This window comes from Aureimonas fodinaquatilis, from assembly GCF_008369445.1.
GTDB lineage: Bacteria > Pseudomonadota > Alphaproteobacteria > Rhizobiales > Rhizobiaceae > Aureimonas > Aureimonas fodinaquatilis.
Genome location: NZ_VTWH01000001.1, coordinates 522,702 through 548,082 on the forward strand (window position 1 = coordinate 522,702; position 25,381 = coordinate 548,082).

23 protein-coding genes and 1 tRNA gene are annotated in these 25,381 nt (G+C 56.4%); 16 read left to right on the forward strand and 8 right to left on the reverse strand.

Features of this window, described 5'->3' with window-relative positions:
- The first annotated feature begins 167 nt into the window (after positions 1-167).
- The 6 genes from FPY71_RS02560 (at position 168) to FPY71_RS02585 (ending at position 6,801) form a co-directional block, all read left to right on the forward strand.
- Entirely contained in the window at positions 168-1,715 is a 1,548-nt protein-coding gene (locus FPY71_RS02560; protein ID WP_149297338.1) for an ABC transporter substrate-binding protein, read from the forward strand.
- Positions 1,716-1,801: 86 nt separating this feature from the next.
- Positions 1,802-2,695 carry an ABC transporter permease gene (locus FPY71_RS02565; RefSeq protein ID WP_342791221.1) on the forward strand — a complete coding sequence of 298 codons (894 nt, stop codon included), beginning with the start codon at positions 1,802-1,804 and terminating at the stop codon, positions 2,693-2,695.
- Positions 2,696-2,868: 173 nt separating this feature from the next.
- On the forward strand, positions 2,869-3,519 hold the full coding sequence (locus tag FPY71_RS02570) for an ABC transporter permease (protein WP_246160103.1): 651 nt from the start codon (positions 2,869-2,871) through the stop codon (positions 3,517-3,519).
- Positions 3,519-4,295, forward strand: a complete 777-nt coding sequence (locus FPY71_RS02575) for an ATP-binding cassette domain-containing protein (protein WP_149297342.1) — start codon at positions 3,519-3,521, stop codon at positions 4,293-4,295. The genes FPY71_RS02570 and FPY71_RS02575 overlap by 1 nt, the downstream gene beginning before the upstream one ends.
- Complete coding sequence (locus FPY71_RS02580) at positions 4,288-4,893, forward strand: ABC transporter ATP-binding protein (RefSeq protein ID WP_188052181.1); 606 nt, start codon at positions 4,288-4,290, stop codon at positions 4,891-4,893. The genes FPY71_RS02575 and FPY71_RS02580 overlap by 8 nt, the downstream gene beginning before the upstream one ends.
- 720 nt (positions 4,894-5,613) lie before the next feature.
- Positions 5,614-6,801 carry an integrase core domain-containing protein gene (locus tag FPY71_RS02585; RefSeq protein ID WP_149298611.1) on the forward strand — a complete coding sequence of 396 codons (1,188 nt, stop codon included), beginning with the start codon at positions 5,614-5,616 and terminating at the stop codon, positions 6,799-6,801.
- Positions 6,802-6,844: 43 nt separating this feature from the next.
- On the opposite strand, the gene FPY71_RS02590 is transcribed toward FPY71_RS02585, so the two are convergent.
- Positions 6,845-6,934: transfer RNA gene (locus tag FPY71_RS02590), tRNA-Ser, on the reverse strand.
- A 266-nt stretch (positions 6,935-7,200) separates the two neighbouring features.
- Here FPY71_RS02590 and FPY71_RS02595 point away from each other — a divergent pair.
- A complete protein-coding gene (locus FPY71_RS02595; protein ID WP_149297346.1) occupies positions 7,201-7,488 on the forward strand; it encodes a hypothetical protein in 288 nt (95 codons plus the stop codon).
- A gap of 16 nt (positions 7,489-7,504) precedes the next feature.
- On the opposite strand, the gene FPY71_RS02600 is transcribed toward FPY71_RS02595, so the two are convergent.
- A complete protein-coding gene (locus tag FPY71_RS02600; RefSeq protein WP_149297349.1) occupies positions 7,505-7,711 on the reverse strand; it encodes a SlyX family protein in 207 nt (68 codons plus the stop codon).
- Positions 7,708-8,157, reverse strand: a complete 450-nt coding sequence (locus tag FPY71_RS02605) for an acyl-CoA thioesterase (protein ID WP_149297351.1) — start codon at positions 8,155-8,157, stop codon at positions 7,708-7,710. The genes FPY71_RS02600 and FPY71_RS02605 overlap by 4 nt, the downstream gene beginning before the upstream one ends.
- Positions 8,158-8,304: 147 nt before the next feature.
- Between FPY71_RS02605 and FPY71_RS02610 the strand changes: the two genes are divergently transcribed.
- Entirely contained in the window at positions 8,305-8,700 is a 396-nt protein-coding gene (locus FPY71_RS02610) for a cytidine deaminase (protein ID WP_149297353.1), read from the forward strand.
- Positions 8,701-8,714: 14 nt separating this feature from the next.
- Positions 8,715-10,031 (forward strand): thymidine phosphorylase, encoded by a 1,317-nt coding sequence (gene deoA, locus FPY71_RS02615; protein ID WP_149297355.1) that lies wholly within the window; start codon positions 8,715-8,717, stop codon positions 10,029-10,031.
- Positions 10,032-10,034: 3 nt separating this feature from the next.
- Here the strand turns inward: deoA and upp are convergent, their stop codons facing one another.
- Together upp and FPY71_RS02625 are read right to left on the reverse strand one after the other, a co-directional pair.
- Complete coding sequence (gene upp / locus FPY71_RS02620; RefSeq protein WP_149297357.1) at positions 10,035-10,664, reverse strand: uracil phosphoribosyltransferase; 630 nt, start codon at positions 10,662-10,664, stop codon at positions 10,035-10,037.
- On the reverse strand, positions 10,664-11,878 hold the full coding sequence (locus tag FPY71_RS02625) for a phosphopentomutase (RefSeq protein WP_149297360.1): 1,215 nt from the start codon (positions 11,876-11,878) through the stop codon (positions 10,664-10,666). The genes upp and FPY71_RS02625 overlap by 1 nt, the downstream gene beginning before the upstream one ends.
- 158 nt (positions 11,879-12,036) lie before the next feature.
- On the opposite strand from FPY71_RS02625, the gene FPY71_RS02630 reads away from it, so the two are divergent.
- Entirely contained in the window at positions 12,037-13,401 is a 1,365-nt protein-coding gene (locus tag FPY71_RS02630; protein WP_149297362.1) for a leucyl aminopeptidase family protein, read from the forward strand.
- Positions 13,391-14,242: a C40 family peptidase gene (locus FPY71_RS02635; protein ID WP_149297364.1), complete on the forward strand. Its 852-nt coding sequence runs from the start codon at positions 13,391-13,393 to the stop codon at positions 14,240-14,242. The genes FPY71_RS02630 and FPY71_RS02635 overlap by 11 nt, the downstream gene beginning before the upstream one ends.
- A 4-nt stretch (positions 14,243-14,246) precedes the next feature.
- On the opposite strand, the gene choV is transcribed toward FPY71_RS02635, so the two are convergent.
- Positions 14,247-15,296, reverse strand: coding sequence for a choline ABC transporter ATP-binding protein (choV, locus tag FPY71_RS02640; protein WP_149297366.1), 1,050 nt, complete (start codon positions 15,294-15,296; stop codon positions 14,247-14,249).
- Complete coding sequence (choW, locus tag FPY71_RS02645) at positions 15,293-16,135, reverse strand: choline ABC transporter permease subunit (protein WP_149297369.1); 843 nt, start codon at positions 16,133-16,135, stop codon at positions 15,293-15,295. Before choW ends, choV begins: the two co-directional genes overlap by 4 nt.
- Before the next feature lie 153 nt (positions 16,136-16,288).
- Here choW and FPY71_RS02650 point away from each other — a divergent pair, with 153 nt between their 5' ends.
- From FPY71_RS02650 to FPY71_RS02670, 5 genes are all read left to right on the forward strand, one after another.
- Complete coding sequence (locus FPY71_RS02650) at positions 16,289-17,968, forward strand: formate--tetrahydrofolate ligase (protein WP_149297371.1); 1,680 nt, start codon at positions 16,289-16,291, stop codon at positions 17,966-17,968.
- Between the two features lie 248 nt (positions 17,969-18,216).
- Positions 18,217-20,406, forward strand: a complete 2,190-nt coding sequence (locus FPY71_RS02655) for an anthranilate synthase (protein ID WP_149297373.1) — start codon at positions 18,217-18,219, stop codon at positions 20,404-20,406.
- Positions 20,406-21,308: a cation diffusion facilitator family transporter gene (locus FPY71_RS02660; RefSeq protein ID WP_149297375.1), complete on the forward strand. Its 903-nt coding sequence runs from the start codon at positions 20,406-20,408 to the stop codon at positions 21,306-21,308. The genes FPY71_RS02655 and FPY71_RS02660 overlap by 1 nt, the downstream gene beginning before the upstream one ends.
- Before the next feature lie 385 nt (positions 21,309-21,693).
- Positions 21,694-23,385, forward strand: a complete 1,692-nt coding sequence (gene leuA, locus FPY71_RS02665) for a 2-isopropylmalate synthase (protein ID WP_149298613.1) — start codon at positions 21,694-21,696, stop codon at positions 23,383-23,385.
- A gap of 192 nt (positions 23,386-23,577) precedes the next feature.
- Complete coding sequence (locus tag FPY71_RS02670; RefSeq protein ID WP_149297377.1) at positions 23,578-24,177, forward strand: hypothetical protein; 600 nt, start codon at positions 23,578-23,580, stop codon at positions 24,175-24,177.
- On the opposite strand, the gene FPY71_RS02675 is transcribed toward FPY71_RS02670, so the two are convergent.
- Complete coding sequence (locus FPY71_RS02675; protein ID WP_149298615.1) at positions 24,170-25,306, reverse strand: benzoate/H(+) symporter BenE family transporter; 1,137 nt, start codon at positions 25,304-25,306, stop codon at positions 24,170-24,172. The genes FPY71_RS02670 and FPY71_RS02675 overlap by 8 nt on opposite strands.
- Positions 25,307-25,381: the final 75 nt, after the last annotated feature.

Consider the following 25,381-nt stretch of genomic DNA (forward strand, 5'->3'; position numbering starts at 1 on the left):
TTATCCAGTATTATGGCAGCAAAGCCCGTATAGAGATATTCCGGGCTTTGTTGTATTTCGTCTTGCATGAACTATGAAATAAAAAAGCAAGCGTGATCGTATGATTTATTGATTTATGGATTGCCATAATCAAGCTGATCGGGAAAAATCATATATTGGAGATTGGAATGATTTGGCTATCGGCCTGGGTTACGGCTATTGTAGCGCTTGGTGTTGTGACGTCGGCATATGCTGCACCGAAAGATACGCTTGTATTGGCCATTGGCGGGGAGCCTGACAACGGATTTGACCCTATCGCTGGTTGGGGCAGCTATGGAAATCCGCTGTTCCAGTCCACCCTGCTGCGCCGGGACGTGAATCTCGACACACAGCCTGATCTTGCAACCAATTGGACATTGTCAGATGATCGCAAGGTCTGGACAATCGAGCTACGCGATGATGTCAGATTTTCCGACGGCTCGCCGGTTACAGCAGAAGATGTTGCGTTTACTTTCAACACGGCAAAAGCTTCGGCCAACTCCATAGATCTTAGCGTTATGGTTGAGGCAGTGGCTGTTGATCAAAACATTGTCCGCATTTCACTCAACAAGCCCTGGATCACCTTTGTTGAGGCGTTCTACACGCTCGGCATTGTGCCCGCTGCCAGTTACGGCCTGGATTACGGACGAAGGCCTGTTGGTTCTGGACCCTATAAATTTGTTGCGTGGAATGAAGGTCAACAGCTTATTGTCGAGCGCAATGATGCTTATTATGGCGACAAGGGACCATTTCAGAGAATTACATTTCTTTTCACCGGTGAAGCACCGGGGTTGGCTGCTGCCAATGCAGGTGTTGTCGATATGGTTGCCGTGCCGGCTCAGCTTGCCGATGCTATTCCTGAAGGCTTTAACGCCGTGCATGTTCAGACCGTGGACAATCGAGGCCTCAGTCTCCCGTTCACAACGCCGCATGTTGTGGACGGCCGCACAGTCGGCAATGCGGTGACTTCTGATCCTGCAATCCGCAAAGCGATTAACATGGGACTTGATCGCAAGCTTGTCGTGGATGTCGCGTTGCATGGTCACGGAACGCCAGCATTTGGTCCTGCTGATGGATTGCCATGGGCGGGTGAGGCGGACACGATTGAATTCAACTTTGATGGTGCAAAAGCAATTCTTGATGAAGCACGTTGGGTCACAGGCGATGACGGAATTCGCTCCAAAGACGGCGTAAGGGCGGAATTCCCGATTCATTATCCTGCCAGTGACGCATCCCGACAAGCCTTGGCTGAAATTTCGGCTGAACTTTTGCGTCCTCTCGGCATCCAAGCAACACCACGAGGTGGAAGCTGGGACGCAATTCAGCGTGTCATGCACTCCGAACCTGTCGTCTTCGGCTTTGGCAGTCACTCGCCCTATCAGCTCTACAGTCTATTTGCTGAAAAGCTTGGTGGTGTCGGATATATGAACCCGAGCTATTATGCCAATGAGCAAGTTGAAGCATTGTTCGAAAAGGCACAGGGCGCAGGGAGCCTCGAAGCTTCAATGCCATTTTGGTCACAAGCTGCAGACTATTATGGGTTGAAGGGCGACAGCTCCTGGGCATGGCTTACTAATTTTGACCATGTTTATTTCGTCAACAAGTGCCTTGATCTTGGTAAAACACAGATTGAACCGCATGGACACGGCTGGCCTGTAACCGCAACAATAGCTAGCTGGCGGTGGACCTGCGAGTGAATGCCAGCCTGGTCAATCTGATGGCACGACGTATTTTACGTCTTATGGCTCTGGTCATATGCGTGGCTTTCGCAGTTTTTATGCTGATGAAAGGTTCGCCTATTGACCCGGTTGATGCTTATCTCGGCCCCGCCATGGCCTATGTCGGGCCGGAACAGAAGATTCAGATCGCTGCAATATGGGGACTGGATAGGCCAATCTACGAACAATTTCTGCGATGGGCTGGCCATGTTCTGACCGGTGATCTTGGCTACAGCATTGTCTACAATACGTCAGTGAGCGAAGTTCTCGAAACACGTCTCGGCGCCTCGCTGGCATTGACCGGCCTCGCCTGGCTTTTATCCGGCATTCTTGGCTTTGTCCTTGGCGTCATTTCAGCCGCATATGAAGGCCGCTGGCTGGACCGTGTCATTCGCCTTTACTGCTATGTTCTGGCTGCTACACCGACGTTTTGGCTGGGAATGCTGATGCTCGCGTTCTTTTCGGTGAAACTTGGGTGGACGCCAATTTGTTGCGCAGGCCCAATTGGAGTGCCTTCGGACCAAATCAGCGTTGTTGAGCGTCTTCAGCATCTCATTCTGCCCCTATCTGCATTGACCCTTTTCGGCGTAGCCCAGATTGCTCTTCACTCCCGCGCAAAGATGATTGAGGTTTTGCAGTCAGACTACATAACCTTTGCTCGTGCCCAGGGTGCAGGTCGGTTTGACATCATACTGCGTCACGGCATACGCAATGCCGCTCTGCCAGCCTTGACCGTCTTATTCGCCTCAATCGGCGAGATATTAGGTGGCGCTATTCTGGTGGAACAGGTCTTCACATGGCCAGGATTGGGGCGCGCCACCGTTGAAGCGGGAGTTCGCGGTGATGTGGCTTTGCTGCTCGCTATTGCGATGCTGACCACAATCATCGTTTCAACCGGCAATATGATTGCCGATTTTCTCTATCATGTTGTCGATCCAAGACTGAAAGAGGGTGTATGATCATAGTCCCTCTGAATGGACGCATAAAAGCACTGATCAATGCTCTCTTTGCCTTGGCAATCATCAGCGCAATTTCTATTGCCGCATGGGCTTATGGCAACATCGGAGTGCGTGCCGAGTTTGCCATACGCAACATGCCGCCCTCACTCTCTCACTGGTTTGGAACCGACCAGATGGGGCGCGATATGTTCGCCCGTACACTGCATGGTCTTACACTCAGTCTTCGCGTCGGCATTCTTGCTGCGGGGTTTTCGGTTGTTATTGCACTCACCATTGTGTTTCTGTCAGGCTTGGGACGTACCGCAGATGCAATCGGCAGCTTCATCATCGATGCAATGCTGGCGATGCCACATTTGGTTCTTCTCATCCTGATCAGCTTTGCGCTGGGCGGTGGAACAAGTGCTGTTATCATCGCCATTGCGGTCTCTCACTGGCCGCGTTTTGCACGTATCCTCAGAGCAGAGCTTATTCAGGTCAAAGGCGCCCATTGGGTTGAAGCATCTCGCAGTTTCGGGAAATCAAGAAGCTTTATTCTGCTCAACCACATTATTCCGCATTTGCTGCCGCAGATATTTGTTGGTTTTCTGTTGATGTTTCCGCATGCGATCCTCCACGAAGCGGGGCTGACATTCCTGGGCTTCGGATTGGAACCATCCCGCCCTGCCATCGGCATCATGCTGTCAGAAGCAATGCAACATATTAGTAGTGGCCGTTGGTGGCTTGCCGTTTTCCCCGGAGTCGCATTATTGATCATGGTGCTTTGCTTCGATGCACTCGCAAATAGTTTGCGCCGCCTGATCAGCCCACGAGAGGCCCACTTGTGATGCTTGTAATCGATGATCTTTCCGCTTCATTTCGTCGGTATAACGGCTTGTTCAGGCAGGATTTCATAACGCGTTTGTCCAATATTACACTCACGATCCAGGCAGGAGAGATTGTTGCCCTTGTCGGGCATTCTGGCGCGGGAAAAAGCCTGCTTGCCCACGCCATTCTGGGCCTGCTACCCGCCAATGCCATTGCGACGGGCACTGTCTCTTTTGAGGGCCAACTCTTAAACCAACACAATCTGGTGGAGCACCGGGGGCGCAACATCGCCTTACTGCCGCAACAAACGTCCTATCTTGATCCAACGGCGAATGTTGGCGCACTTGTTCGCTGGGCGGCACTCCGTGGCGGAAAGCCATTGGAGATAAAAAACCGTCTCAATCGGGTTGGTTTAAGTGACGATGTGGCTCAACTTTTCCCGCATCAGTTGTCCGGAGGCATGGCGCGGCGCGTCCTTATGGCACAAGCAACGTCCGGCGGGGCCAAACTGCTGATTGCCGATGAACCGACCGCCGGACTTGATCCTGCAAACCGTGACATTGTTCTCAAGCATTTGCGTGCTCATGCAGACAATGGTGGCGCAGCTTTGCTGATCACACATGATTTGATTCCGGTTCTGTCTTATGCTGATCGGATTGCAATGCTGAAAGATGGACAATTGTGCTGCGTAGCGCCAACGTCTTCGTTCAGCGGAACAGGTGAAATGCTTGCCTCCCCATATGCAAAGTCGCTTTGGCGTGCTTTGCCTCAAAACGACTTTTACGCATATGCTTGAAGCCAGAAATGTCAGTGCTGTCTATGGCTCGCGAATAATTTTCGATCATGTTTCGCTGCGATTGAGTCTAGGTACGGTCTATTGCGTTTCGGGCCCTTCTGGCTGTGGAAAGACCACGCTGGGACGCATTCTGGCTGGGCTAAACCGCCCGGCCGGCGGAGAGATTCTCTACGATCAGGAGAGTGTTTCGGATACAAAAAAATGGCCGGTACAATATCTCTATCAATCGCCGCTCACAGCCATGAACCCACGCTGGCAGATCAAAAAAATCGTAGAAGAAGCCGGTTCTGTAGACGCAGGTCTGGCGCGGATGCTTGGCGTTGAAACGGAGTGGGAGACCCGCTACCCACATGAACTATCGGGTGGCCAGTTACAGCGAGTTTCGATCTTGCGGTCTCTTGGTGCCAGCCCCGCCTTCCTCATTGCAGACGAGATCACTGCGGCACTCGATCCGGTTGCACAGGCACAGATATGGCAGCTTCTTCTAGAGCTTACGGAGCGTTGCAAGCTTGGCATTGTTGCAATCAGCCATGATGAAAGCCTGATTTCTAGAATTGCGCAGCCTGGTAATCACTTCAGTCTGAGTGACCAGAATTAGAGCGTATCGCTTGTGGTCTTTGCTGACGACAAGCGTCCATATAGGCGACGTAACCATATCGAGATCATGTTTATCAGACTGAAGCAACCCGCACGGCACCACGGAAAACGGCACTATCTATCATATGGCAATGGCTTACATGATGTTATTCAAAAGAGATCGATCGTAGCAGACAGACGACCGTTCCGCTCGTTCATTAGCGCATTTTGCGGAAGTGCATCACTAATAATAGCTCCAAGTTTCACAGAAATTTTTGTGTTACATTTCCTGCAGCCGTTTGAACTATATGGGTTACAATAGCCCGTCCCTGACGTGCTCGCGCTTCGAGTTGTAAGCATCTAAATGATGGTGGCATGCGGCGAGCGTTTCTCGATTACACCAAGGTGCCGGGCGCTTGGCCTGACCATAAGCATCAAGGCCTTGAATTTGATGTTGTCATGCAGGGTCCCGTCTTCGACGCAGCGTTTCGGTTTTAGAGCTTCTTGGGCGGATGTGCTTTGTTACCGTCCCATCTAAGCAGGCGGTTCCACACAAAGATCACAGATCACGTGATGCGGTCTAAAATTTTTGCTGCAAGACTTTATAAAGCTCTCCGACATCGCCCCGGTGTCATGCCTAAACGGGAGGCGAGTTACAGTGGAGCAGTGTCCGACCTGAGAGATAGGTGACATTTCGTACCGGAGACATGGGTAACACTTTTCGCTTTTGCGGGAGGTGTTGATGCCGTGGAGAGAGACTTCGGTCATGGAGGAACGTCTACGCTTTATCGCCCGTCTTTTGGAGGGCGAAGGGATGAGCGATGTCTGCCGGGATTTCTGCATCTCGCGCAAGACTGGCTACAAAATATTCAATCGCTACAAGAATGATGGCTTTGAAGCGCTGACGGACCGATCGCGTCGGCCGGTCCGTTATGCCAATCAGCTACCAGCGCAAGTCGAGGCGTTGATCGTGTCGTCGAAGAAGGACAAGCCGCATTGGGGTGCGCGCAAGATACGCGAACTGCTGGTCCGCAGGCTTGCGGGTGATGTGCGCATTCCCTCGACGAGCACTGTTCATGCCATTCTTGATCGTTATGGGCTGGTCGCCCATGCCCGCAAACGCCATCGTGGCAAGGCCGAAGGCACGGCACTGTCCAATGCCACAGCTCCAAACGATCTGTGGTGTGTCGACTTTAAAGGTGAGTTCAAGCTGGGCAATGGTCGATACTGTTACCCCTTGACGGTCACAGACCAGGCGTCGCGCTATCTACTGGCTTGCGAGGCCTTCGAATCGAACAAAGAGTTTCCCGTCATTGATGCCTTTCGCCGACTGTTTGCCGAACGCGGCCTGCCGCAAGCGATCCGCAGCGACAATGGTGTCCCGTTCGCCAGCCCCAACGGCCTCTACAATCTGTCGAAGCTTTCGGTCTGGTGGCTGAGGCTCGGCATTGCCATCGAACGTATCAAGCCAGGCCATCCGCAACAGAACGCTCGCCATGAGCGCATGCATCTGACACTGAAGAAAGAAGCCACTCGCCCGGCCGGGATGAACATGCTGCAACAGCAGGCCCTTTTTGATGCTTTTATCAACGAATTCAATACCGAACGGCCGCATGAAGCGCTTGGCATGAAAACTCCGCAAGAGATCTACACTGCCTCAGTGCGCACCTATCAGGGCCTGCCGGAACTGGATTACCCGTTCCACGACAGAGATGTGCTCGTCACCAATTGCGGGCGGATCTGCATGTGTCGCAAGAAGATCAACATCTCGATTGTCATGACCGGTCAGAGGCTCGGCATAAAAGAGGTCGAAGACGGCATTTGGCTTGTCAGCTTCATGCACTATGATCTGGGATATATCGACCTCGAACAGAGAACACTGCAAACCATCGACAACCCGTTCGGCACGAGGTTGTCACCCATGTCTTAGGTACAATCTGTTACCTATGTCTTCGGAATGGACAAGCTATCTATGGCGGAGGGAGGGGGATTCGAACCCCCGATACGGTTCCCCGTATACACACTTTCCAGGCGTGCGCCTTCAACCACTCGGCCACCCCTCCGTCGCAATCCACTCTTCCCGCCGCAAAGCCGGGAAGTCATTGTTCTCAGAAAAATCTTGAAAACCAAATTGGATCGTTCGGCGCGGAATATAGCCAGAACCCCTCTGCATTCAACCCACAAAACACCGCTGCCGGATTTTCTTTTCAATGCGCCGGAAATAAACTTCCAAACCATTGGAAAATAAACCTTCCGGAAATATAGCCCCTGCTACATCATCACCCATGATGCGACCAAACACCCCCGAAACCCCAATGGCCAGCGCATTATGATTCGATTTCTCGTGCGTCTCATCGCTTTCTTCACCCTGGCCGCTGCAACCGTTCTGGCCATCGGTGACACCGCCCGCTCCATCGCCGCCTCCGCATGGAGGCCGCTTTCCATGGAGCAGGCCGCAACCCTTGCCGCTCCCTATATTCCATGGTCCATGCCAGAGCTCGGCTCCGCCGCCGGTGATATGGCAGAATGGCTTTGGAGCGTCGTTGCCCTCTGGCCCGCTTCCATAACCATTGCCGTTCCGGCCCTGCTGCTTTTTGGCCTGACAGCGCGCCGCTAGTTTCGGCCGGCAGGCTTCAATAGTGCGGCGGGCGTGTGACCTCGGCCCGTGGCGTTGCCGTTTCCTCAAGCGCCAGAAAACGTTCCGCCAGTTCTTTCAACGTCTTCTGCTGACGGTCCAACTGCGTAAACGCCCGCGCCAACTCCGTCGACAACTCGTCGATTGTGTTTGCCTGATGCGCCAGCATGATTTCCAGTTCGGCCAGTCTGTCCGTGTCGCTCATCGCAAAATCCTTGCCAAAATATCACGTGACCGTTCATCCAGCGCCACAGGACGCCGGGTCTGCGGGTCAATGTTCACGTGAACAAAAAGTCCAGTCGCCACCGCCAGATCTTCATCATTGCGGAAAACGCCGATTTCGTACCGTATGGATGATGTGCCCAGATGGCCTATGCGCAAGCCCACAGTCAGATGATCCGGGTACGCTGCCTCGGCAAGGTAGCGGCAGCCCGTTTCCACCACAAAGAACATGCGCTCCCTGCCATCAACCGCCAGGTCAGTTTCGATTAAAAACCGTGTAACCGCAGTGTCAAACAATGAATAATAGACCGCATTGTTCAGATGCCCGAACGAATCATTGTCCGCCCACCGTGTGGGAACCGGAACAAAATGAGCATATTCACTGCGCTGCGGTCGAGGGGAGCTGGTCTTTCGTTGTGTATCCGTCATCGCAATATCTTTTGAGCAATTTGCCCCTCTATAACCGCATTTGAAACAAAACAAACGCTCTCTCAAACTTCCAAATATGCGTGTTGAAGCATAGTCTCATCTCAACGCCATCATGTTCGGCGGCTGGCTCTCGATATTCAGGTCGCTATGTCCCACGATTTATTTGCCCTTGCCCGCGCAGCCACCCGCAAGGCCCATGCGCCGTATTCCCGGTTTCCGGTTGGTGCGGCGTTGCGCACAACCAATGGCAGGCTCTTCAGCGGCTGCAATGTGGAAATTGTCAGCTTTCCCGAAGGCTGGTGCGCCGAAACCTCGGCCATCGCTCAAATGATCATGGATGGCGGTGGCCAGATTGCTGAAATTGCCATCGTTGCGGAAAAGTTGCGTGCCTGTACGCCCTGTGGCGGATGCCGCCAGCGTATTGCCGAATTCGCCCTGCCGGAAACCAGAGTCTTCTTGTGCGACTTTGATGAGGGCGTCGTTGAAACGGTCTTGATGGAAGAGCTGTTTCCAAAAGGTTTTGCAGCCGATAGCCTGACCTGAAAACTGGACCGATCATGCCAATTCTGCCGCAGGAAATCATACGTGCCAAACGGGACGGCGAGGCTCTGGATAGCGCCGACATCAAAGCCCTCGTGCAAGGTTTCGGCAACGAGCAGGTCACCGACGCTCAAATAGCCGCCTTTGCCATGGCAGTGTTTTTTCAGGGGCTGAACCGCGATGAAACCGTAGCGCTGACCGAGGCGATGCGTGATTCCGGCCGGGTGCTGGAATGGTCGCATCTGGACCGGCCTGTTGTTGACAAGCATTCCACCGGCGGGGTTGGCGACAATGTTTCGCTGATGCTTGCGCCGATTGTTGCGGCATGTGGCGCCGCCGTGCCAATGATTGCCGGGCGCGGCCTTGGCCATACTGGCGGCACGCTCGACAAGCTGGAAGCCATTCCCGGCTACAATGTGCGCCCGGAACCCAAGGTTTTTCGGGATGCGGTGGCTTCGGTCGGTTGTGCAATCGTTGGCCAGTCCGGCGATATCGCACCGGCAGATGGTCGGTTCTATGCCACGCGCGACGTTACGGCGACGGTGGAATCCATTCCGCTGATCACTGCGTCCATCCTGTCCAAGAAACTGGCTGCAGGCCTTCCCGCTCTGGTGCTGGATGTGAAGATCGGTTCCGGCGCCTTCATGGTGAAACCGGACGATGCGCATACACTGGCGCGTGGGCTGGTATCCGTGGCGCAGGCTGCCGGCGTCAAAACCTCCGCTTTGCTGACGGATATGAATGAGCCTTTGGCGACAGCGGCAGGCAATGGCGTGGAAGTGCGCAATGCCGTGATGTTTTTAACCGGTGAACAGCGCGACCCGCGCTTGCACGAGGTAACGTTGGCGCTGGCGGCTCAAATGCTGGTGTTATCCGGCATTGCGTCGGATGTTTCAGCAGCTCTGCAGAAAGCGCAGTCGGTTCTGGACAGCGGCGCAGCATTGGATGTGTTTTCCCGCATGGTGTTCGCACTGGGCGGGCCTGCCGATTTTGTTGAGCGCATGGATGAGCATATGCCGGCTGCGCCGGTTATACGTCCGGTGCTGGCCGGGCAGGGCGGAACCGTAGCCGCCATTGATGCGCGCGCGCTTGGGCTGGCTGTTGTGGGCCTTGGTGGCGGACGAACCCGGCCGCAGGATGCCGTGGATCATGCGGTTGGCCTGACGAAGTTGCAGGGCATCGGCGCCCGGCTTGAGGCTGACACCCCACTGGCCATTGTGCATGCTCGCACGCAAAGCGCGTTTGATGCCGCGGCAGCAGGGATAAAGGCTGCCTACCGCTTCGGCGATCCGGCAAGCGTTGTGTCAAATCCCGTCATTGTTGATCAATACTGACCGTTATCTGGTTCCATACATGCGGTCACCCGCATCACCCAGTCCCGGCAGAATGTAGCCCAGTTCATTCAGGCGCTCGTCAACCGTGGCAGTGTAAATGTCGATTTCCGGATGCACGGAGTGAAAACGCTCAATTCCTTCCGGCGCGGCAAGCAGACATAAAAACCGAATGTTCTGTGCGCCATGCGCCTTTAACTGGTTGATGGCCGAAATCGCGGAATTGGCGGTTGCCAGCATCGGATCCACCACAATCACCAGCCGGTTTTCCAGATCTTCCGGCGCTTTGAAATAATATTGCACGGCTTCCAGCGTGTCATGATTTCGGTAAAGGCCAATATGGGCAACACGGGCCGAAGGCACCAGATCGAGCATACCTTCCAACAGGCCGTTGCCCGCCCTTAGAATGGAGGCAAAGACCAGTTTTTTACCCTCCAGAACCGGTGAATCCATCTCGCAAAGCGGGGTTTGAATGCGAACACTGGTCAGTTCCAGATCGCGCGTCACCTCATAGCAAAGCAAAGTGGAAATTTCGCGGAGCAGTCGGCGAAAGCCTGCTGTCGACGTATCTTGCCTGCGCATCATTGTCAGCTTGTGTTGCACCAGTGGATGATCAACCACCTTTACGTTCGTCATCAAGCTGCTCCGTTTTGCGTTTTTAAAAAGCTGTTGCCATGGCGCAAGGCTGGCAATCCCAGATGCCGGGCAATGCTGGCACCAACATCTGAAAATGTTTGCCGCTGACCAATGGGTCCGGCTGTGATGTCTGGGCCAAATGCAAGCACCGGCACATTTTCCCTTGTATGCTCGCTGCCAGACCACGTCGGGTCGCAGCCATGATCGGCGGTGATGATTGCCAGATCTCCAGATCGCAATCTGCCACTCAGCTCCGGCAGGCGCTTGTCAAAGGCTTCCAGTGCCGCGGCATAGCCCGCCACATCACGACGATGCCCATACAGCGTGTCAAAATCCACCAGATTGACGAAAATCAGATCGCCAGCCTTCGCCAGGTCCATAACGCTCAGCATCTTGTCGAACAGCGCCATATTGCCATCCGCCTTATAGCTTTGGCTGATTCCCTGATGGGCGAAGATGTCAGCAATTTTGCCCACAGCGTGCACCTGTCCACCCGCTGATATCACGCTGTCCATCAGGGTCGGTTCGGGCGGTGGAATGGCAAAATCCCGTCGATTGGCCGTACGTTTGAAATTCTCGACATCGGTTCCCGCAAACGGACGCGCAATGACCCGGCCAATATTGAGTGGATCCACATGGCGGCGGGCAATCTTGCACAGCGCATAAAGCCGTTGCAGGCCGAATGCCTCTTCGTGAGCGGCAATCTGCATGACGCTGTCGGCGGAGGTATAAAAAATCGGCCAACCAGTGGCCAGACTTTGCGCCCCCAACTGGTGGATAATTTCGGTGCCGGACGCATGGCAGTTGCCCAACGAGCCGACAATTCCCGCTTCACTCAGTATACTGCCTATCAACTCTTCCGGGAATGCCGGTTGCGTATCGGGAAAATAGCCCCAGTCGAACAGAACCGGCACGCCCGCCAGCTCCCAGTGGCCGGATGGGGTGTCCTTGCCACTGGAGATTTCTGCTGCGCGACCATAAAGCCCCGTTGGCCAGGCCGCATGCTCCAGACCTGCGGCGGCATACAGACCCAGAGCCGCCATGTTGGGCAGGTGCAGCGGGCCGCTACGCAACCCAGGTGTGTCAGCTTTTCCGGCATTGGCTGCCGCTGCAATATGCCCGAATGTGTCCGCCCCCACATCACCATAGGCCGCCGCATCCGCCGCGCCGCCAATGCCGAATGAGTCCAGCACAATCAGAATTGCCCGCGTCATGCCTGTTTCCTTCTTTTTTCGGCATATAGTGCAAGAGCGTATGACGTGAAAGAACCGCTCCGGGTAGCGCTAAGAGCAATTGTGCGAAGCCTCTGGATTTTCTGTGCCAAAAAAATGCACTATCGCACTGTCATTTCTACGGAGCAAAGGCCTGTTTGATGTCTGAAGTTAAAGCTGTGCGTCGCGTTTATGCTATCCATTCAGACGAGGTTGCCAACTTGCCGGAACAGGCAAGGCGATGGGCGCAGGCTACGGGCTTCAAGGCTGCAAGCGGCAGCGTGTTATTGGTGCCCGATGCGTCAGGCAAGGTGAGCGAGGCGGTTCTGGGCCTTGGCGGCCGTGCGGACAGCGCACCCGCCAGTTCCTTGCAGACCGGCGCACTGGTGGAGCATCTGCCTGCAGGGCAATGGCAGTTGGCGCCGGGTGCTCTGGATGCTGACCTTGCAGAACTGGGCTTTCTCATGGGCGGCTATCGCTTTGACCGTTACCGCAGCAAGGCCAAACCTGCCGAACGGCCAGTGCTGGAGGTGGAGGGAGCAAGCGGGCAGGCCAAGCTGCTTTTTGGTGGCATCAGCCTGACGCGCGATTTGATCAACACCCCAGCCAATGACATGGGGCCAGAGGCGATTGAACAGGCGGTGCGAAATATGGCCGCCACATCGGGTGGCACTGTTTCAGTGATTGCCGGAGACGCGCTGCTGGAGCAGAACTTTCCGATGATCCACGCGGTTGGCCGCGCCGGGCCGCAAGCGCCAAGGTTGATTGACCTGACCTTTGGCCCGGAAGATGCGCCGAGGGTAACCCTGGTGGGCAAGGGCGTGGCATTTGACACCGGTGGTCTGGATATCAAACCCGCATCCGGCATGCTGTTGATGAAAAAGGACATGGGAGGCGCGGCCAACGTGCTGGGCCTTGCAAAAATTCTGATGGAGCAGAACAGCGCCATCCGCTTGCGGGTGCTGGTTCCAGCGGTGGAAAACTCCATTGCCAGCAATGCCTTTCGCCCCGGCGATGTTTTGACCAGCCGCGCGGGCAAAACGGTGGAAATCGGCAATACGGATGCGGAAGGGCGCTTGATCCTGGCGGATGCGCTTGCCGTGGCTGATGAGGAAAGCCCGGAACTTCTGGTGGATATGGCAACATTGACCGGCGCAGCGCGTGTGGCCCTGGGGCCGGACCTGCCGCCCATGTACACCAGTGATGATCAACTGGCCGGAGAACTGGCCGCCGCCGCGCATGACCTGGCGGATCCGCTGTGGCGGATGCCTCTGTGGAAGCCATATGCGGCAAACCTATCCTCGCGAATTGCTGACATGAACAATGTGACTCCGGATGGTTTTGCAGGTTCCATTACGGCAGCTTTGTTTCTGGAGAGCTTTGTTGAACGGGCAAAAAGCTGGGTGCATTTTGACGTTTTCGGCTGGCGGGCCAAAACCGTACCCTATGGCGGTATTGGTGGCGAAGCCCAGTGCATTCGCGCATTGCACGCGGTGATCACAAGGCGATACGGCCATGCTGGATAAGCGGCGCAACGCTTTTCGCCCCGACCTTGCCGATGCAGCGTTGCGCGGGCAGGTGACCGCTGCAGATTTTGTTGAAGCGCAGGCGGCACAGCTTGTCGCCCCACTTGCGCCGCTGCGTCGAGACCCGGAAGCCAATGCTTCTCTGGAAACCGAGGCGCTTCTGGGTGAACGTGTCAGCGTGTTTGAACAGCGGCCAGATGGCTGGTGCTGGGTGCAACTGCTTCGGGATGGCTATGTCGGCTGGATGGAGGCGCAGCATATCAATTTTGGCACCTGCGCCATGACGCATGAAATCCATGCGCCGCGCACGCTGGTTTTTCCGGTGGCTGACATCAAACAGCCGCCGGTAACCGCTTTGCCCATGGGGGCGCAGTTTGCCGTGGCAGATGAAGCGGAAGATAAGAACGCCCGTTATTTTCTGATAGAGCATCTGGGCTGGGTTGTGCAGCAACATGGCCAACCACTGGTTGACCATGCCGCCGACTATGCAAGTGTTGCACAATCGCTGATGGGTGCGCCCTATCTCTGGGGCGGTAAATCTGCGCTTGGGCTCGACTGTTCCGGGTTGGTGCAGCTTTCAACCGCCATGGCAGGCTACAGGCTGCCGCGAGATGCGGACATGCAGGAGAAAGAGGCCGGCTCCCTGCTGAGTGATGCGCAAACCTTGTGCCGGGGCGATCTGGTGTTCTGGAAAGGCCATGTCGGCATCATGCTGAATGCGGAAACATTGCTGCATGCCAATGTGCACCATATGGCGGTGGCTGCGGAGCCCTTGGCAAATGCCGTGGCACGGGCGGAAAGCCGGGGTTCGTTCATCACCTGCCGGCGCAGGCTGGGGTAGTCGGTCAGGCTTTTTCCGGTGCCGGCCGGGTCAGCGCGGCCACCACCTCACGCGGGCCAACGCGGCCGACCACGCGGCCTTTTTCGGCAATGATCACCTCTCCCGAATGGGCGCGCAAAATTTCCATGATACGGCGCAATGGCGTTTCCGGATGCGCCATTGAAGCCAGCGTGGTGTTGGTGCCAGCATCTGCCAGAGGTGCCATGACATCCTGCGCTGTCAGCACATTCATCGGGTTCACATGGGCCACAAACTCGGCCACATAATCACCGGCGGGCTGGCGCACGATTTCGCTGGCGCTGCCCACCTGTACAATGCGCCCGCCCTGCATAATGGCAATTCGATTGCCCAGCTTGAACGCTTCATCCAGATCATGGCTGACGAAGATAATTGTTTTCTGAAACTTCCTCTGACTTTCCAGAAGCTCGTCCTGCAGCTTGGTGCGGATGAGCGGGTCCAGCGCCGAAAACGGTTCATCCATCAGCAGAATCGGCGCATCAGTGGCAAAGGCGCGAGCCAGCCCGACGCGCTGCTGCATGCCACCGGAAAGCTGGTTGACCCGGCTGTCGGCCCAATCCTGCAAGCCGACGATTTCCAGCTTTTCCATGGCTTTGCGCCGACGTTCCGCCCGGTCAATCCCGGAAAATTGCAGGCCAAGCGCCACATTTTCCACCACGCTGCGCCATGGAAGCAGGGCAAATTGCTGAAACACCATGGCAACCTCGTGCCGCCGCAGCTCCCGCAGCCGCTTGGAGCTGGCCGCATGAACATCAATTTCGCCACGGCCGGTGTTCACAAGCACCCGACCGCGAGAAATCGGGGCAAGGGCATTCACCGCACGGATGAGGGTGGATTTGCCTGAGCCGGAAAGCCCCATCAGCACAACAATTTCGCCGGCATTCACATCCAGAGATGCATTTGCAACGCCCAGCGTTGCGCCCGTGGCCTGCCGGATTTCGTCCCGCGTACAGTTGCGGTCAAGCATGTCCAGCCCGGCGCCATTGCTGTTGCCAAACAATATGCTGACATTTTGAAAAGAGACGATGGGCGTCATCGGCTGTCGTCTCCAGCAATGCGGAAAAACCGGTCAAGGATGATGGCCAGTATGACAATGGCCAGGCCAGCTTCCAGTCCACGGGCGATATCAACTGTGTTCAATGCCCGCAAAACCGGAACGCCAAGTCCGGGTGCGCCAACCAGAGCGGCAATGACCACCATGGAAAGCGACAGCATGATGGTTTGCGTCAGGCCCGCCATGATCTGGGGCAGGGCATTGGGAATTTCGATGGAGATCAACCGCTGAAATGCTGTTGCGCCAAACGCGTCACCCGCTTCCAGCAATTGGTTTGGAGTGGAAACAATGCCCAGCCGCGTCAGCCGTATGGGCGCCGGCAACGCGAAGATCACCGTGGCAACCAGACCGGGCACACTGCCCAGCCCGAACAGAATGAGTGCCGGTATCAGATAGACAAAGGTCGGGATGGTCTGCATCAGATCCAGCACCGGGCGCATGACATTGTAAATCCACTGCCGGCGCGCTGCCAGAATGCCCAGCGGCACACCCACCAGCATGCACACCGCCGTGGCAGAAAGCACCAGCGCCAATGTTTGCGTGGTTTCCCGCCAGTAGCCGAGATTGACAATCAGCAACAATCCAAGCGCCGTGAACAGCGGAGTTGCGATGTTTCGGCGCATCAAAAACGCAAACAGGGTAAATACTGCAATCACAGCAAGGGCCGGAGGTCTTTCCAGTGCATAGGTTATGGCACCGATGATTGCCGCAAGTGTGGCGCTTAAAGTGTCGAAAAACGGCAGAAAATGGCCGATCAGCCATTCAAAAGCGGCTTCGCCCCATTTGCCGATGGGTATTTTGTTGCCGGTGATAAACTCCAACTGAACTGCCTGCCTTCCCGATTGGCTGGTTCTGCAACATCGTGCCTTGCAGCCTACATTGCTGGACTGAAAAATCCAGCCGATTGCGGTTTGCCCGAATTCGGTATTCTATGCCGCGTCGCCATATCTTCATGTCATCGCAGAGTAGACCCTTTGAGCGTTTTCCCGACCGATATCGAGCTTTCCCGCGCAGCTGTCAAAAAACCCATTCAGGAAATAGCTGCCCGGCTGGACATACCGGAGCCTGCTGTCATTCCGTATGGCCGGGACAAAGCCAAGATTGACCAGAGCTTTGTTTCCAGCCTTGCCGGCAAGCGCGATGGCAAGCTTGTTCTGGTGACGGCCATCAGCCCCACCCCTGCCGGAGAGGGCAAAACCACAACGACAGTGGGGCTGGGTGACGGGTTGAACGCGATTGGCAAACGCGCCATCATCTGCCTGCGGGAGCCATCATTGGGGCCGTGTTTTGGGCAAAAGGGTGGTGCGGCTGGCGGCGGACGCGCGCAGGTTGTTCCGATGGAAGACATCAACCTGCATTTCACGGGTGATTTTCACGCCATCACCTCTGCCCACAACCTGCTGGCTGCCATGGTGGACAACCACATTCACTGGGGCAACGCGTTGGGGCTGGATTCGCGGCGCATTGTCTGGCGGCGCGTGTGCGACATGAATGACCGCGCCCTGCGCGATATTGTCGTATCGCTGGGTGGCCCTGCCAACGGCATTCCGCGTGAAACCGGTTTTGACATTACCGTGGCATCGGAAATCATGGCCATTGTGTGCCTTGCCACGGATATGCTGGATCTGGAGGCGCGGCTGGCTCGCATAGTCGTTGGCTACCGGCCAGACAAAACAGCGGTGACCGCCGGCGATCTGAAGGCCAGCGACGCCATGGCAGTGTTGTTGAAAGATGCCATGCTGCCCAACCTTGTGCAGACGCTGGAAAACAACCCGGCCTTTGTGCATGGCGGGCCCTTCGCCAATATTGCCCATGGCTGCAATTCGGTTGTTGCAACGCGCACGGCGCTGCGCCTGGCAGATTATGTTGTGGCGGAAGCGGGTTTTGGCGCCGACCTTGGCGCGGAAAAATTCTTCGATATCAAATGCCGCAAGGCAGGGCTGCGGCCAGATGCGGCGGTGATTGTGGCCACGGTGCGCGCCATTAAAATGAATGGCGGCGTCGCGCGGTCTGACCTTGGCAGCGAAAATGTCGAGGCGGTGCGCAAAGGGGCGGCCAATCTGGGCCGGCATATCGAGAATGTGCGCTCTTTTGGCGTGCCGGTGATTGTTGCCATCAACCATTTTGGAACTGATACGGCAGCCGAGCTGGAAGCGCTGAAAACATACGTTGCGCGGCTGGGGGTGGAGGCTGTTTTGTGCCGGCACTGGGCAGAGGGCTCCGCGGGCATTCTGGAACTGGCAGAAAAAGTGGCTGCTCTGGCTGATTCCGGTACGGCAGATTTTGCCCCTCTTTATTCCGATGAATTGCCGCTGCTGGAAAAAATCGAAACGGTGGTCAAGCGCATCTACAGAGGCCGGGCGGTTACGGCAGAACCGCAGGTTCTCAATCAGCTTGAAGCTTTTGAAGAACAGGGTTTCGGACATCTGCCGGTTTGCCTTGCCAAGACACCTTACTCGTTTTCCACCGACCCAAGACTGCTTGGCGCGCCGGAAAACCACATCGTGCATGTGCGCGAGGTTCGCCTGGCAGCGGGCGCCGGATTTGTGGTGGCCATTTGCGGAGACATCATGACCATGCCCGGCCTGCCGCGCGTTCCGGCAGCCGAGCATATTTATCTGGATGAACAGGCGCAGATCGAAGGCTTGTCCTGAGGCTCTATCCACAGTTGCAAACCATTATCATGTAGGGGTTGTGGCAGGTTTTTGATTGCTTTGATGATGCAATACGGCTAACGCTATCTCCCATGAAAACAGTTTTGAACACACAGCTTTGGTGGCAGGTGCGCTAACAGCGGCCTATGAACCATTTTGTGTGTTCGTTTTGACAGGTCGCCTCGGTTTCCGGCGGCCTTTTTTATTATAAAGCAGCCGGCCAGGCTTCATCTTTGGAGTTGAAGGGCATGACTCTCGACAATTTGGCCGATGGCACTGAACGCTATACGACCGAAGGTGGAATCACCATAACGCGCCAGCGCCAGACTGTGGACTATGCGGGGGCGATTGACCCGGTGATTGACCGGCTGGATCGGCGGCGTGGGGCTGTGTTCTCTTCGAACTACGAATATCCAGGCCGCTACACACGGTGGGACACCGCCATAGTCGACCCTCCTGTCGTGATAACGGCAACCGGGCGGAACATGAGCCTTGAGGCCCTGAACCCGCGCGGTGAGGTCCTGCTCGGCTTTATTGCCAGTGTCTTGCATGGCCATGGTGATCTGGCGACGCTGGAGGTTTCCGCCGCCAGCATTGTGCTGACGGTTAAAACACCTGACAGGGTGTTTACGGAAGAAGAGCGCTCGCGCATGCCAACGGTGTTTTCCGTGCTGCGCAGCATCGTGCAATTGTTCAAATCGCACGAAAATGGCGATCTCGGCCTGTATGGCGCTTTTGGCTATGATCTGGCTTTTCAGTTTGACCCGGTCACCGAGCATCTGACCCGCCCGGATGACCAGCGCGATCTTGTGCTGTTTCTTCCTGATGAGGTTTACACAGCCGACCATTATTCGGCGACGGCTTACATTGACCGGTTTGAGTTTGAGCGGGACGGCACAACCACTGAAGGGCTGGAGCGGGGCGGCCCGGATGCACCTTTCATTGGCACGGATACACAACCGCCGCGCGGCGACCATGAGCCAGGCGAATATGCCGCTCTTGTGCGTTCCGCCAAGGAAAAGTTCATGCGCGGCGACCTGTTCGAGGTGGTGCCGGGCCAGACCTTTTTTGAGCGAAGCGACAACAAGCCATCGGCGATTTCGCGCCGGTTGAAAAAGGTGAACCCTTCACCCTATTCCTTCTTCATCAATCTTGGCGGCAATGAATTTCTGGTTGGCGCCAGCCCGGAAATGTTTGTGCGGGTCAGCGGACGGCGGGTTGAAACCTGCCCGATTTCCGGCACCATTCGCCGGGGTGAAGATGCGATTTCTGACTCAGAGCAGATTCTGAAACTGCTCAATTCGCGCAAGGATGAGTCCGAGCTGACAATGTGTTCTGACGTTGATCGCAACGACAAAAGCCGGGTATGCGAGCCGGGCTCGGTTCGGGTGATCGGCCGCCGCCAGATTGAAATGTATTCCCGGCTTATTCACACGGTGGACCATATTGAAGGGCGCTTGCGTGACGGCATGGACGCCATGGATGCGTTTCTTTCACACGCATGGGCTGTCACTGTCACCGGTGCGCCTAAACTGTGGGCCATGCGGTTTATTGAGCAGCATGAAAAAAGCCCGCGTGCCTGGTATGGCGGCGCGGTTGGCATGATGCATTTCAATGGCGATATGAACACCGGCCTGACACTGCGCACGATCCGGTTGAAGGATGGCGTGGCGCAGGTGCGGGCAGGTGCAACGCTGCTGTATGACTCAAATCCGGAAGAGGAAGAGGCGGAAACCGAATTGAAGGCTTCTGCCTTTCTGGCCGCCATTCGCGATGCGGGCGCAGCACCGGTCAGCGCCAGCGAAGTGGAAACCCGGCGCGTGGGTGAAGGTGTGCGCGTGCTTCTGGTCGATCATGAAGACAGCTTTGTGCACACTCTGGCCAACTACATTCGTCAGACAGGCGCAGAGGTTACAACTGTGCGCACGCCGGTTCCCCTGGAAGTCTTTGACAAGGTCAAGCCCGATCTGGTGGTGTTGTCCCCCGGTCCGGGTAACCCGGAAGATTTCGATTGCCGGGCCACCATTCGTGCAGCGCGTGATCGCAAATTGCCGATATTTGGCGTCTGCCTTGGCCTGCAGGCGCTGGCGGAAGCCTATGGTGGCACGCTTAGAACGCTGCATGTTCCTGTTCATGGCAAGCCGTCGCGCATTCGCGTGACCAAGCCCGGCATCATTTTCGCCGGTCTGCCTGCGGAAGTCACCGTGGGGCGCTACCACTCGATTTTTGCCGATCCGGTGCGGCTGCCGAGAGAGTTCGACGTGACGGCGGAAACTGAAGACGGCGTGGTGATGGCGTTTGAACACCGAAGCGAGCCGGTGGCCGCCGTGCAGTTTCACCCGGAAAGCATCATGACGCTTGGCGGAGAGGCCGGCATGAAAATGATCGAAAACATCGTCGCCAATCTGCCGCGGCGCGCGGGTGTGAAGGCAGCGTAATGGCTGGCGCAAACAAGAAATATGTGAACCGGGTGGCGCAGGCCACTATTGCGGTGGCGCTGCTGGTGCTTGGCCTGAAATATCTGGCCTATGCCATCACCGGCTCAGTTGCGCTGTTTTCCGACGCGCTGGAATCGGTGGTCAATGTGGTGGCCAGCCTGGTTGCCCTGTGGGCGATCAACGTTTCCTACCGTCCGGCAGATTCCGACCATCCCTTCGGTCACCACAAGGCGGAATATTTTTCGGCCGTTGTGGAAGGGGTGCTGATCACGCTGGCGGCTCTGCTGATCCTGCGGGAGGCGTGGGACGCCTATCTTTCGCCACGCGTAATGGACATGCCTCTGGAGGGCATGGCCATCAACGCGGTTGCCACGGCAATCAATGCTGCATGGGCCACATTCCTGTTGCGCAAGGGGCGGGAGCGGCGTTCTCCGGCCCTTGTGGCAGATGGTCGGCATATCATGACCGATGTTGTGACGTCCGTTGGGGTACTGGCCGGTCTGGGTGTTGCCACCGCAACTGGCTGGCACATTCTTGACCCGCTGATGGCGGCTTTGGTGGCGCTGAACATCCTGCGCGAGGGTGTGCGGGTGATTACAGATTCGCTCTCCGGCCTGATGGATCAAGCCATGGATGCCGAAGAAATGGACCAGGTCCGCGATATCATTTCGCAAAATGCGGGCGGGGCACTGGAAGTCCATGACCTCAAGACCCGATTGGCTGCGCGCGCCATGTTCATTGAGTTTCATATGGTCGTTTCAGAAAGCATGACTGTGGGAGAAGCGCATATTATTTGTGATCGTATTGAAGAAGCGTTGATCAAGGCTTTTGAAGGCGCACAAGTGCTGATTCATGTTGAGCCTGAGACCGAGGCCAAGCAGACCGGAGTTCCGGTTGTGTAAAAATCCGGGCTGAAACGACGATGGAACCGGGCTTGTTCTGCACGGTTGCAAGGTTTCAACCCTGAGGGGCTTGCTTTTGGCGGCCAGTGGAAGCAATTTAGAGCCATGATGATCCACGGAACTCCTTTGAAGGCGTTTTTCAACGGTGCAGGCAGCACCGGCGGTTCCGCGCGACTTTCTGGCCTGCTTCTTAGCCTTATTGGCGATCGTCGGGCCTTTTAAGAGGGGGCATCCGGCGGTCGTAGCCAGGCGCAGAGGCGCCATGCTCCTTCGATAGTAAACCCAAGATCATCTTTTCCGGTTCAGATTTGCGGCTTTTGACGCCGCTCTGCCGCACATATCAAAGAGTAAGCCTATGTCTGTTACCTCTGCCCGTGCCCCTGTCATGGCCAAGGCTTCGCAAAAATACCAGCCCTATCCGGCCGTGGATCTGCCAGACCGCCAATGGCCCGGCCGCCGCATTGAAACCGCGCCAATCTGGTGCTCGGTGGACTTGCGGGACGGCAACCAGGCGTTGATTGACCCGATGGGGCAGGAACGCAAGGCGCGCATGTTCAAGCTCCTGAAGGACATGCAGTTCAAGGAAATCGAAATCGGATTTCCGTCAGCGTCGCAGACAGACTTTGATTTCACTCGCTGGGCGATTGAACAGGGCGAAGTTGCAGACGATGTTTCCCTGCAGGTTCTGGTGCAGTGCCGGCCCGAATTGATCAGCCGGACGTTCGAGGCGCTGGAAGGCGCGAGACAGCCGATTGTCCACTTTTACAATTCGACCAGCGAATTGCAGCGCCGGGTTGTGTTCCAGAAAGACCGGGCAGGTATTCGACAGATTGCCACCGATGCCGCCAAGATGATTGCCGATATGGCGGCGGCGGCGGGCGGCGGCTTCCGCTTTGAATATTCGCCCGAAAGCTTCACCGGCACGGAAATGGAATTTGCGCTGGAAATCTGCAATGCGGTTGCGGAAATCATCCAGCCCACGACGGAAAACCGGCTGATCCTGAATCTGCCGGCCACCGTGGAAATGTCGACGCCGAATGTCCACGCTGACCAGATTGAGTGGATGAGCCGCAACCTCGACAATCGCGACCGCATTATCCTGTCACTGCACCCGCATAACGACCGGGGAACGGCCATTGCCGCTACCGAACTGGGCTTGATGGCAGGCGCCGACCGCGTGGAAGGAACCTTGTTCGGCAATGGCGAGCGCACTGGCAATGTCGATATTGTAACGCTGGCCTTGAACCTGTTTACTCAGGGCGTGGATCCCGAACTGGATGTTTCGGACCTGAACCGCATCAAGGATGTTTACGAATATTGCAACCAGTTGAGAATTCCTGAGCGCCACCCTTATGTTGGCGAGCTGGTTTACACTGCGTTTTCAGGTTCGCATCAGGACGCGATCAACAAGGGGATGAAGGCGGCGAAGTCTGCCAACAATCCGGTTTGGGAAGTGCCGTATCTGCCGATTGATCCGCAGGATGTGGGTCGCAGCTATGAGGCAATTATCCGCATCAACTCGCAGTCCGGCAAAGGCGGCATCGCTTACGTGCTGCAGGCGGATTATGGCCTGAACCTGCCGCGCAACCTGCAGATCGAGTTCCGGGAAGATATTCAGAACATCACCGACCGGGAGGGCAAGGAACTCGCGGTCAAACGCATTTATGACCGTTTCATTGAGCGGTATGTCGAGCAGCCTGGCGCGTCTCTGGCGTTTGTCGAGCATCTTGCGCGGGCCGATACAGGCGGGGTGCCGGGTGAACGCATCGTTGAAGCATTGATTATGGAAAATGGACTGGAAAAGCGCATTGAAGGACGGGGAACCGGGCCGATCGACAGCTTTGTGGACGGGCTGAAAAAGCATCTGGGCATCGATCTGACGGTGGTTGATTATGCCGAACATTCCCTGCATCGCGGGTCTGATGCATCAGCCATCTGCTATATGGAACTGGAGCATGCGGGGCACCGCGCCTATGGTGCTGGCATTGACAGCAACATTGTCGTCGCATCGCTAAAAGCCATTATTTCTGCCGTAAACCGCGTGCTGGCAGACAATGACAGTGCCGCTAAGGGCTGAAAATTTATAGGCGATGGGGCATAATTATGCCCCATCGTCGCAATTTCTTAACGGGAAGCGGTGTTTACTGGGCGCAAATGCTGCAAAGCGATTTCGGCAGAGCCATTCAACGGTTCTGGCATCGAATTGCTGTGAAACAAAGGGTTGGGGAGTTTCGCCTCAGGTGGAAATCTTCAGTGCCGGAGGACCGTTATGGCTGAGCCCAAAAGTGAGCTGGCAGTGGCAAAAGGCTCTCGCCGCCTGGCAGATGCCGTGCGCGCTGCAAAAATTGCCGCCGCACACCGTTCTGATATTGTGGTGGACATTCGGGAGGCCGAACGCGCGCGGTTAAGCGCATTGGCTGACGAAATGACGGAAGTTGCGCAGGCGGTGCCCGTGGCTGACGATCTGTTCGACTTCACGCTTTCGGAAGGCCCACAGCCACGTTACTGGGTGGATGGAACGGCGCATATCTCCATGGCGCGTGACAGGGTGACCTACCGCCTCATGCGGGAAACGCGGCTGGGTCGAGTAACATTGGCAGAATCCACCGACAGCCAGCGCATTGTTGACGCGGTAACGGAATATGTTGCCGAACGCATTGTCGAGCGCGACCGGGCGATGGCTCTGTCGGACCGGGTCGCCACCAGAGGCGAGGGCGCACAACTGTTCATTGCCGGTCCCGAAAGTGCAGGCGAACAGGCCGGTGCCCAAGGTGGCTGGCTTGCCGCTTTGTGGCTGGTGATTGGTGTTCTTCTGGGCGTGGGCGCGTTGCTGGCGTTTTCCGTCTGGCGTGGCTTGCCGCTTATCTAGCCTTTTTCAAAAGGTGCTGCACGGTCATGATGCCGGCACCAACAACCAGACCCCAGAAGGCGGCGCTGACGCCCAGAAAGCTGATGCCTGAGGCGGTGACAATGAAGGCAATGGCCGCGGCCTCCCGCTCTTCCAGATTTTCCATTGCACCGTGAACCGATGCCGCAAAAGCACCCAGCAGCGCCAGCCCGGCGATTGCGCTGATGAGAACCGGCGACAGTTCGGCAAAAGCCACAATCAACCCGGCAGAAAGACCGAAGACAATATAGGCCAGACCGGATGAAATGCCGGACAGGTAACGCAGGCGGCGGTTTGGCCCTGCCTCTTCGCCGGCGCAGAGTGCCGCGGTGATGGCGGCAAGATTGAACACGCTGGCACCGAACGGCGCGGACACCATGGTGGCAATGCCCGTAGCGGTGAAAATCGGTGCAGGTGCAGGCTCATAGCCATTCAGCTTCAAGATTGCGAAGCCCGGCACATTTTGCGACGCCATGGTGATGATGAACAGCGGCACGGCAATACCGATCATGGCGGAAAAGCGAAACTCCGGCATGACAAACACCGGCTGGGTGCCAAGGGCATTGGCGAAGGAAAAATCAGCCGGCATGGCTGCAACCACCAGCCCGATAGTGACCAGCGCTGTCACCGGTACGGCGAACAGGCGTTTCCACAGGCCAACGGCGATGAATGTGAGCGCAATGAGCGCGCCCTGCCATGGCATTTCGGCAAAAGCGCGCACCGGAGCCAGGCACAGGTCAAACAGAATGCCGGCCAGCATGGCGCTGGCCAGAGAGCGGGGCACTTTACCAATCAGCCGCGCAACGGGGCGCAGTGCACCGGAAATGACCAGAAGAACACCGGTGATGACAAACGCACCGACCGCCGCAGCAAACCCGCCTTCCGGAACACCGGAAATTGCCAGAAAAGCTGCACCCGGCGTGGACCAGGCAATGCTGACCGGCATGCGGGTGCGCCAGGAAAAAACAATGCTGCACAGGCCCATGACAACAGACAGCGCCAGCAGGCCGGATGCCGCCTGCTCGGGAGAGGCTCCAACACCACGTAGACCTTGTACAACAACCGAAAAACTGGATGTATAGGCCACCACTGCTGCCAGCAGACCGGCCATAATGGGCAGCGTAGTATTGCGAGATTCTGGCACTGGTACAGCCCTGACGGAAACGTGAACTTTTTCGTTCCGCTT

Bases quoted from the DNA above. Each gene is read 5' to 3' on its own strand.
- FPY71_RS02560 (WP_149297338.1), top strand. From the start codon at position 168: ATGATTTGGCTATCGGCCTGGGTTACGGCTATTGTAGCGCTTGGTGTT.
- FPY71_RS02565 (WP_342791221.1), top strand. From the start codon at position 1,802: ATGAAAGGTTCGCCTATTGACCCGGTTGATGCTTATCTCGGCCCCGCC.
- FPY71_RS02570 (WP_246160103.1), top strand. From the start codon at position 2,869: ATGGGGCGCGATATGTTCGCCCGTACACTGCATGGTCTTACACTCAGT.
- FPY71_RS02575 (WP_149297342.1), top strand. From the start codon at position 3,519: ATGCTTGTAATCGATGATCTTTCCGCTTCATTTCGTCGGTATAACGGC.
- FPY71_RS02580 (WP_188052181.1), top strand. From the start codon at position 4,288: ATGCTTGAAGCCAGAAATGTCAGTGCTGTCTATGGCTCGCGAATAATT.
- FPY71_RS02585 (WP_149298611.1), top strand. From the start codon at position 5,614: ATGCCGTGGAGAGAGACTTCGGTCATGGAGGAACGTCTACGCTTTATC.
- FPY71_RS02595 (WP_149297346.1), top strand. From the start codon at position 7,201: ATGATTCGATTTCTCGTGCGTCTCATCGCTTTCTTCACCCTGGCCGCT.
- FPY71_RS02600 (WP_149297349.1), bottom strand. From the start codon at position 7,711: ATGAGCGACACGGACAGACTGGCCGAACTGGAAATCATGCTGGCGCAT.
- FPY71_RS02605 (WP_149297351.1), bottom strand. From the start codon at position 8,157: ATGACGGATACACAACGAAAGACCAGCTCCCCTCGACCGCAGCGCAGT.
- FPY71_RS02610 (WP_149297353.1), top strand. From the start codon at position 8,305: ATGTCCCACGATTTATTTGCCCTTGCCCGCGCAGCCACCCGCAAGGCC.
- deoA (WP_149297355.1), top strand. From the start codon at position 8,715: ATGCCAATTCTGCCGCAGGAAATCATACGTGCCAAACGGGACGGCGAG.
- upp (WP_149297357.1), bottom strand. From the start codon at position 10,664: ATGACGAACGTAAAGGTGGTTGATCATCCACTGGTGCAACACAAGCTG.
- FPY71_RS02625 (WP_149297360.1), bottom strand. From the start codon at position 11,878: ATGACGCGGGCAATTCTGATTGTGCTGGACTCATTCGGCATTGGCGGC.
- FPY71_RS02630 (WP_149297362.1), top strand. From the start codon at position 12,037: ATGTCTGAAGTTAAAGCTGTGCGTCGCGTTTATGCTATCCATTCAGAC.
- FPY71_RS02635 (WP_149297364.1), top strand. From the start codon at position 13,391: ATGCTGGATAAGCGGCGCAACGCTTTTCGCCCCGACCTTGCCGATGCA.
- choV (WP_149297366.1), bottom strand. From the start codon at position 15,296: ATGACGCCCATCGTCTCTTTTCAAAATGTCAGCATATTGTTTGGCAAC.
- FPY71_RS02655 (WP_149297373.1), top strand. From the start codon at position 18,217: ATGACTCTCGACAATTTGGCCGATGGCACTGAACGCTATACGACCGAA.
- FPY71_RS02660 (WP_149297375.1), top strand. From the start codon at position 20,406: ATGGCTGGCGCAAACAAGAAATATGTGAACCGGGTGGCGCAGGCCACT.
- leuA (WP_149298613.1), top strand. From the start codon at position 21,694: ATGGCCAAGGCTTCGCAAAAATACCAGCCCTATCCGGCCGTGGATCTG.
- FPY71_RS02670 (WP_149297377.1), top strand. From the start codon at position 23,578: ATGGCTGAGCCCAAAAGTGAGCTGGCAGTGGCAAAAGGCTCTCGCCGC.
- FPY71_RS02675 (WP_149298615.1), bottom strand. From the start codon at position 25,306: ATGGCCGGTCTGCTGGCAGCAGTGGTGGCCTATACATCCAGTTTTTCG.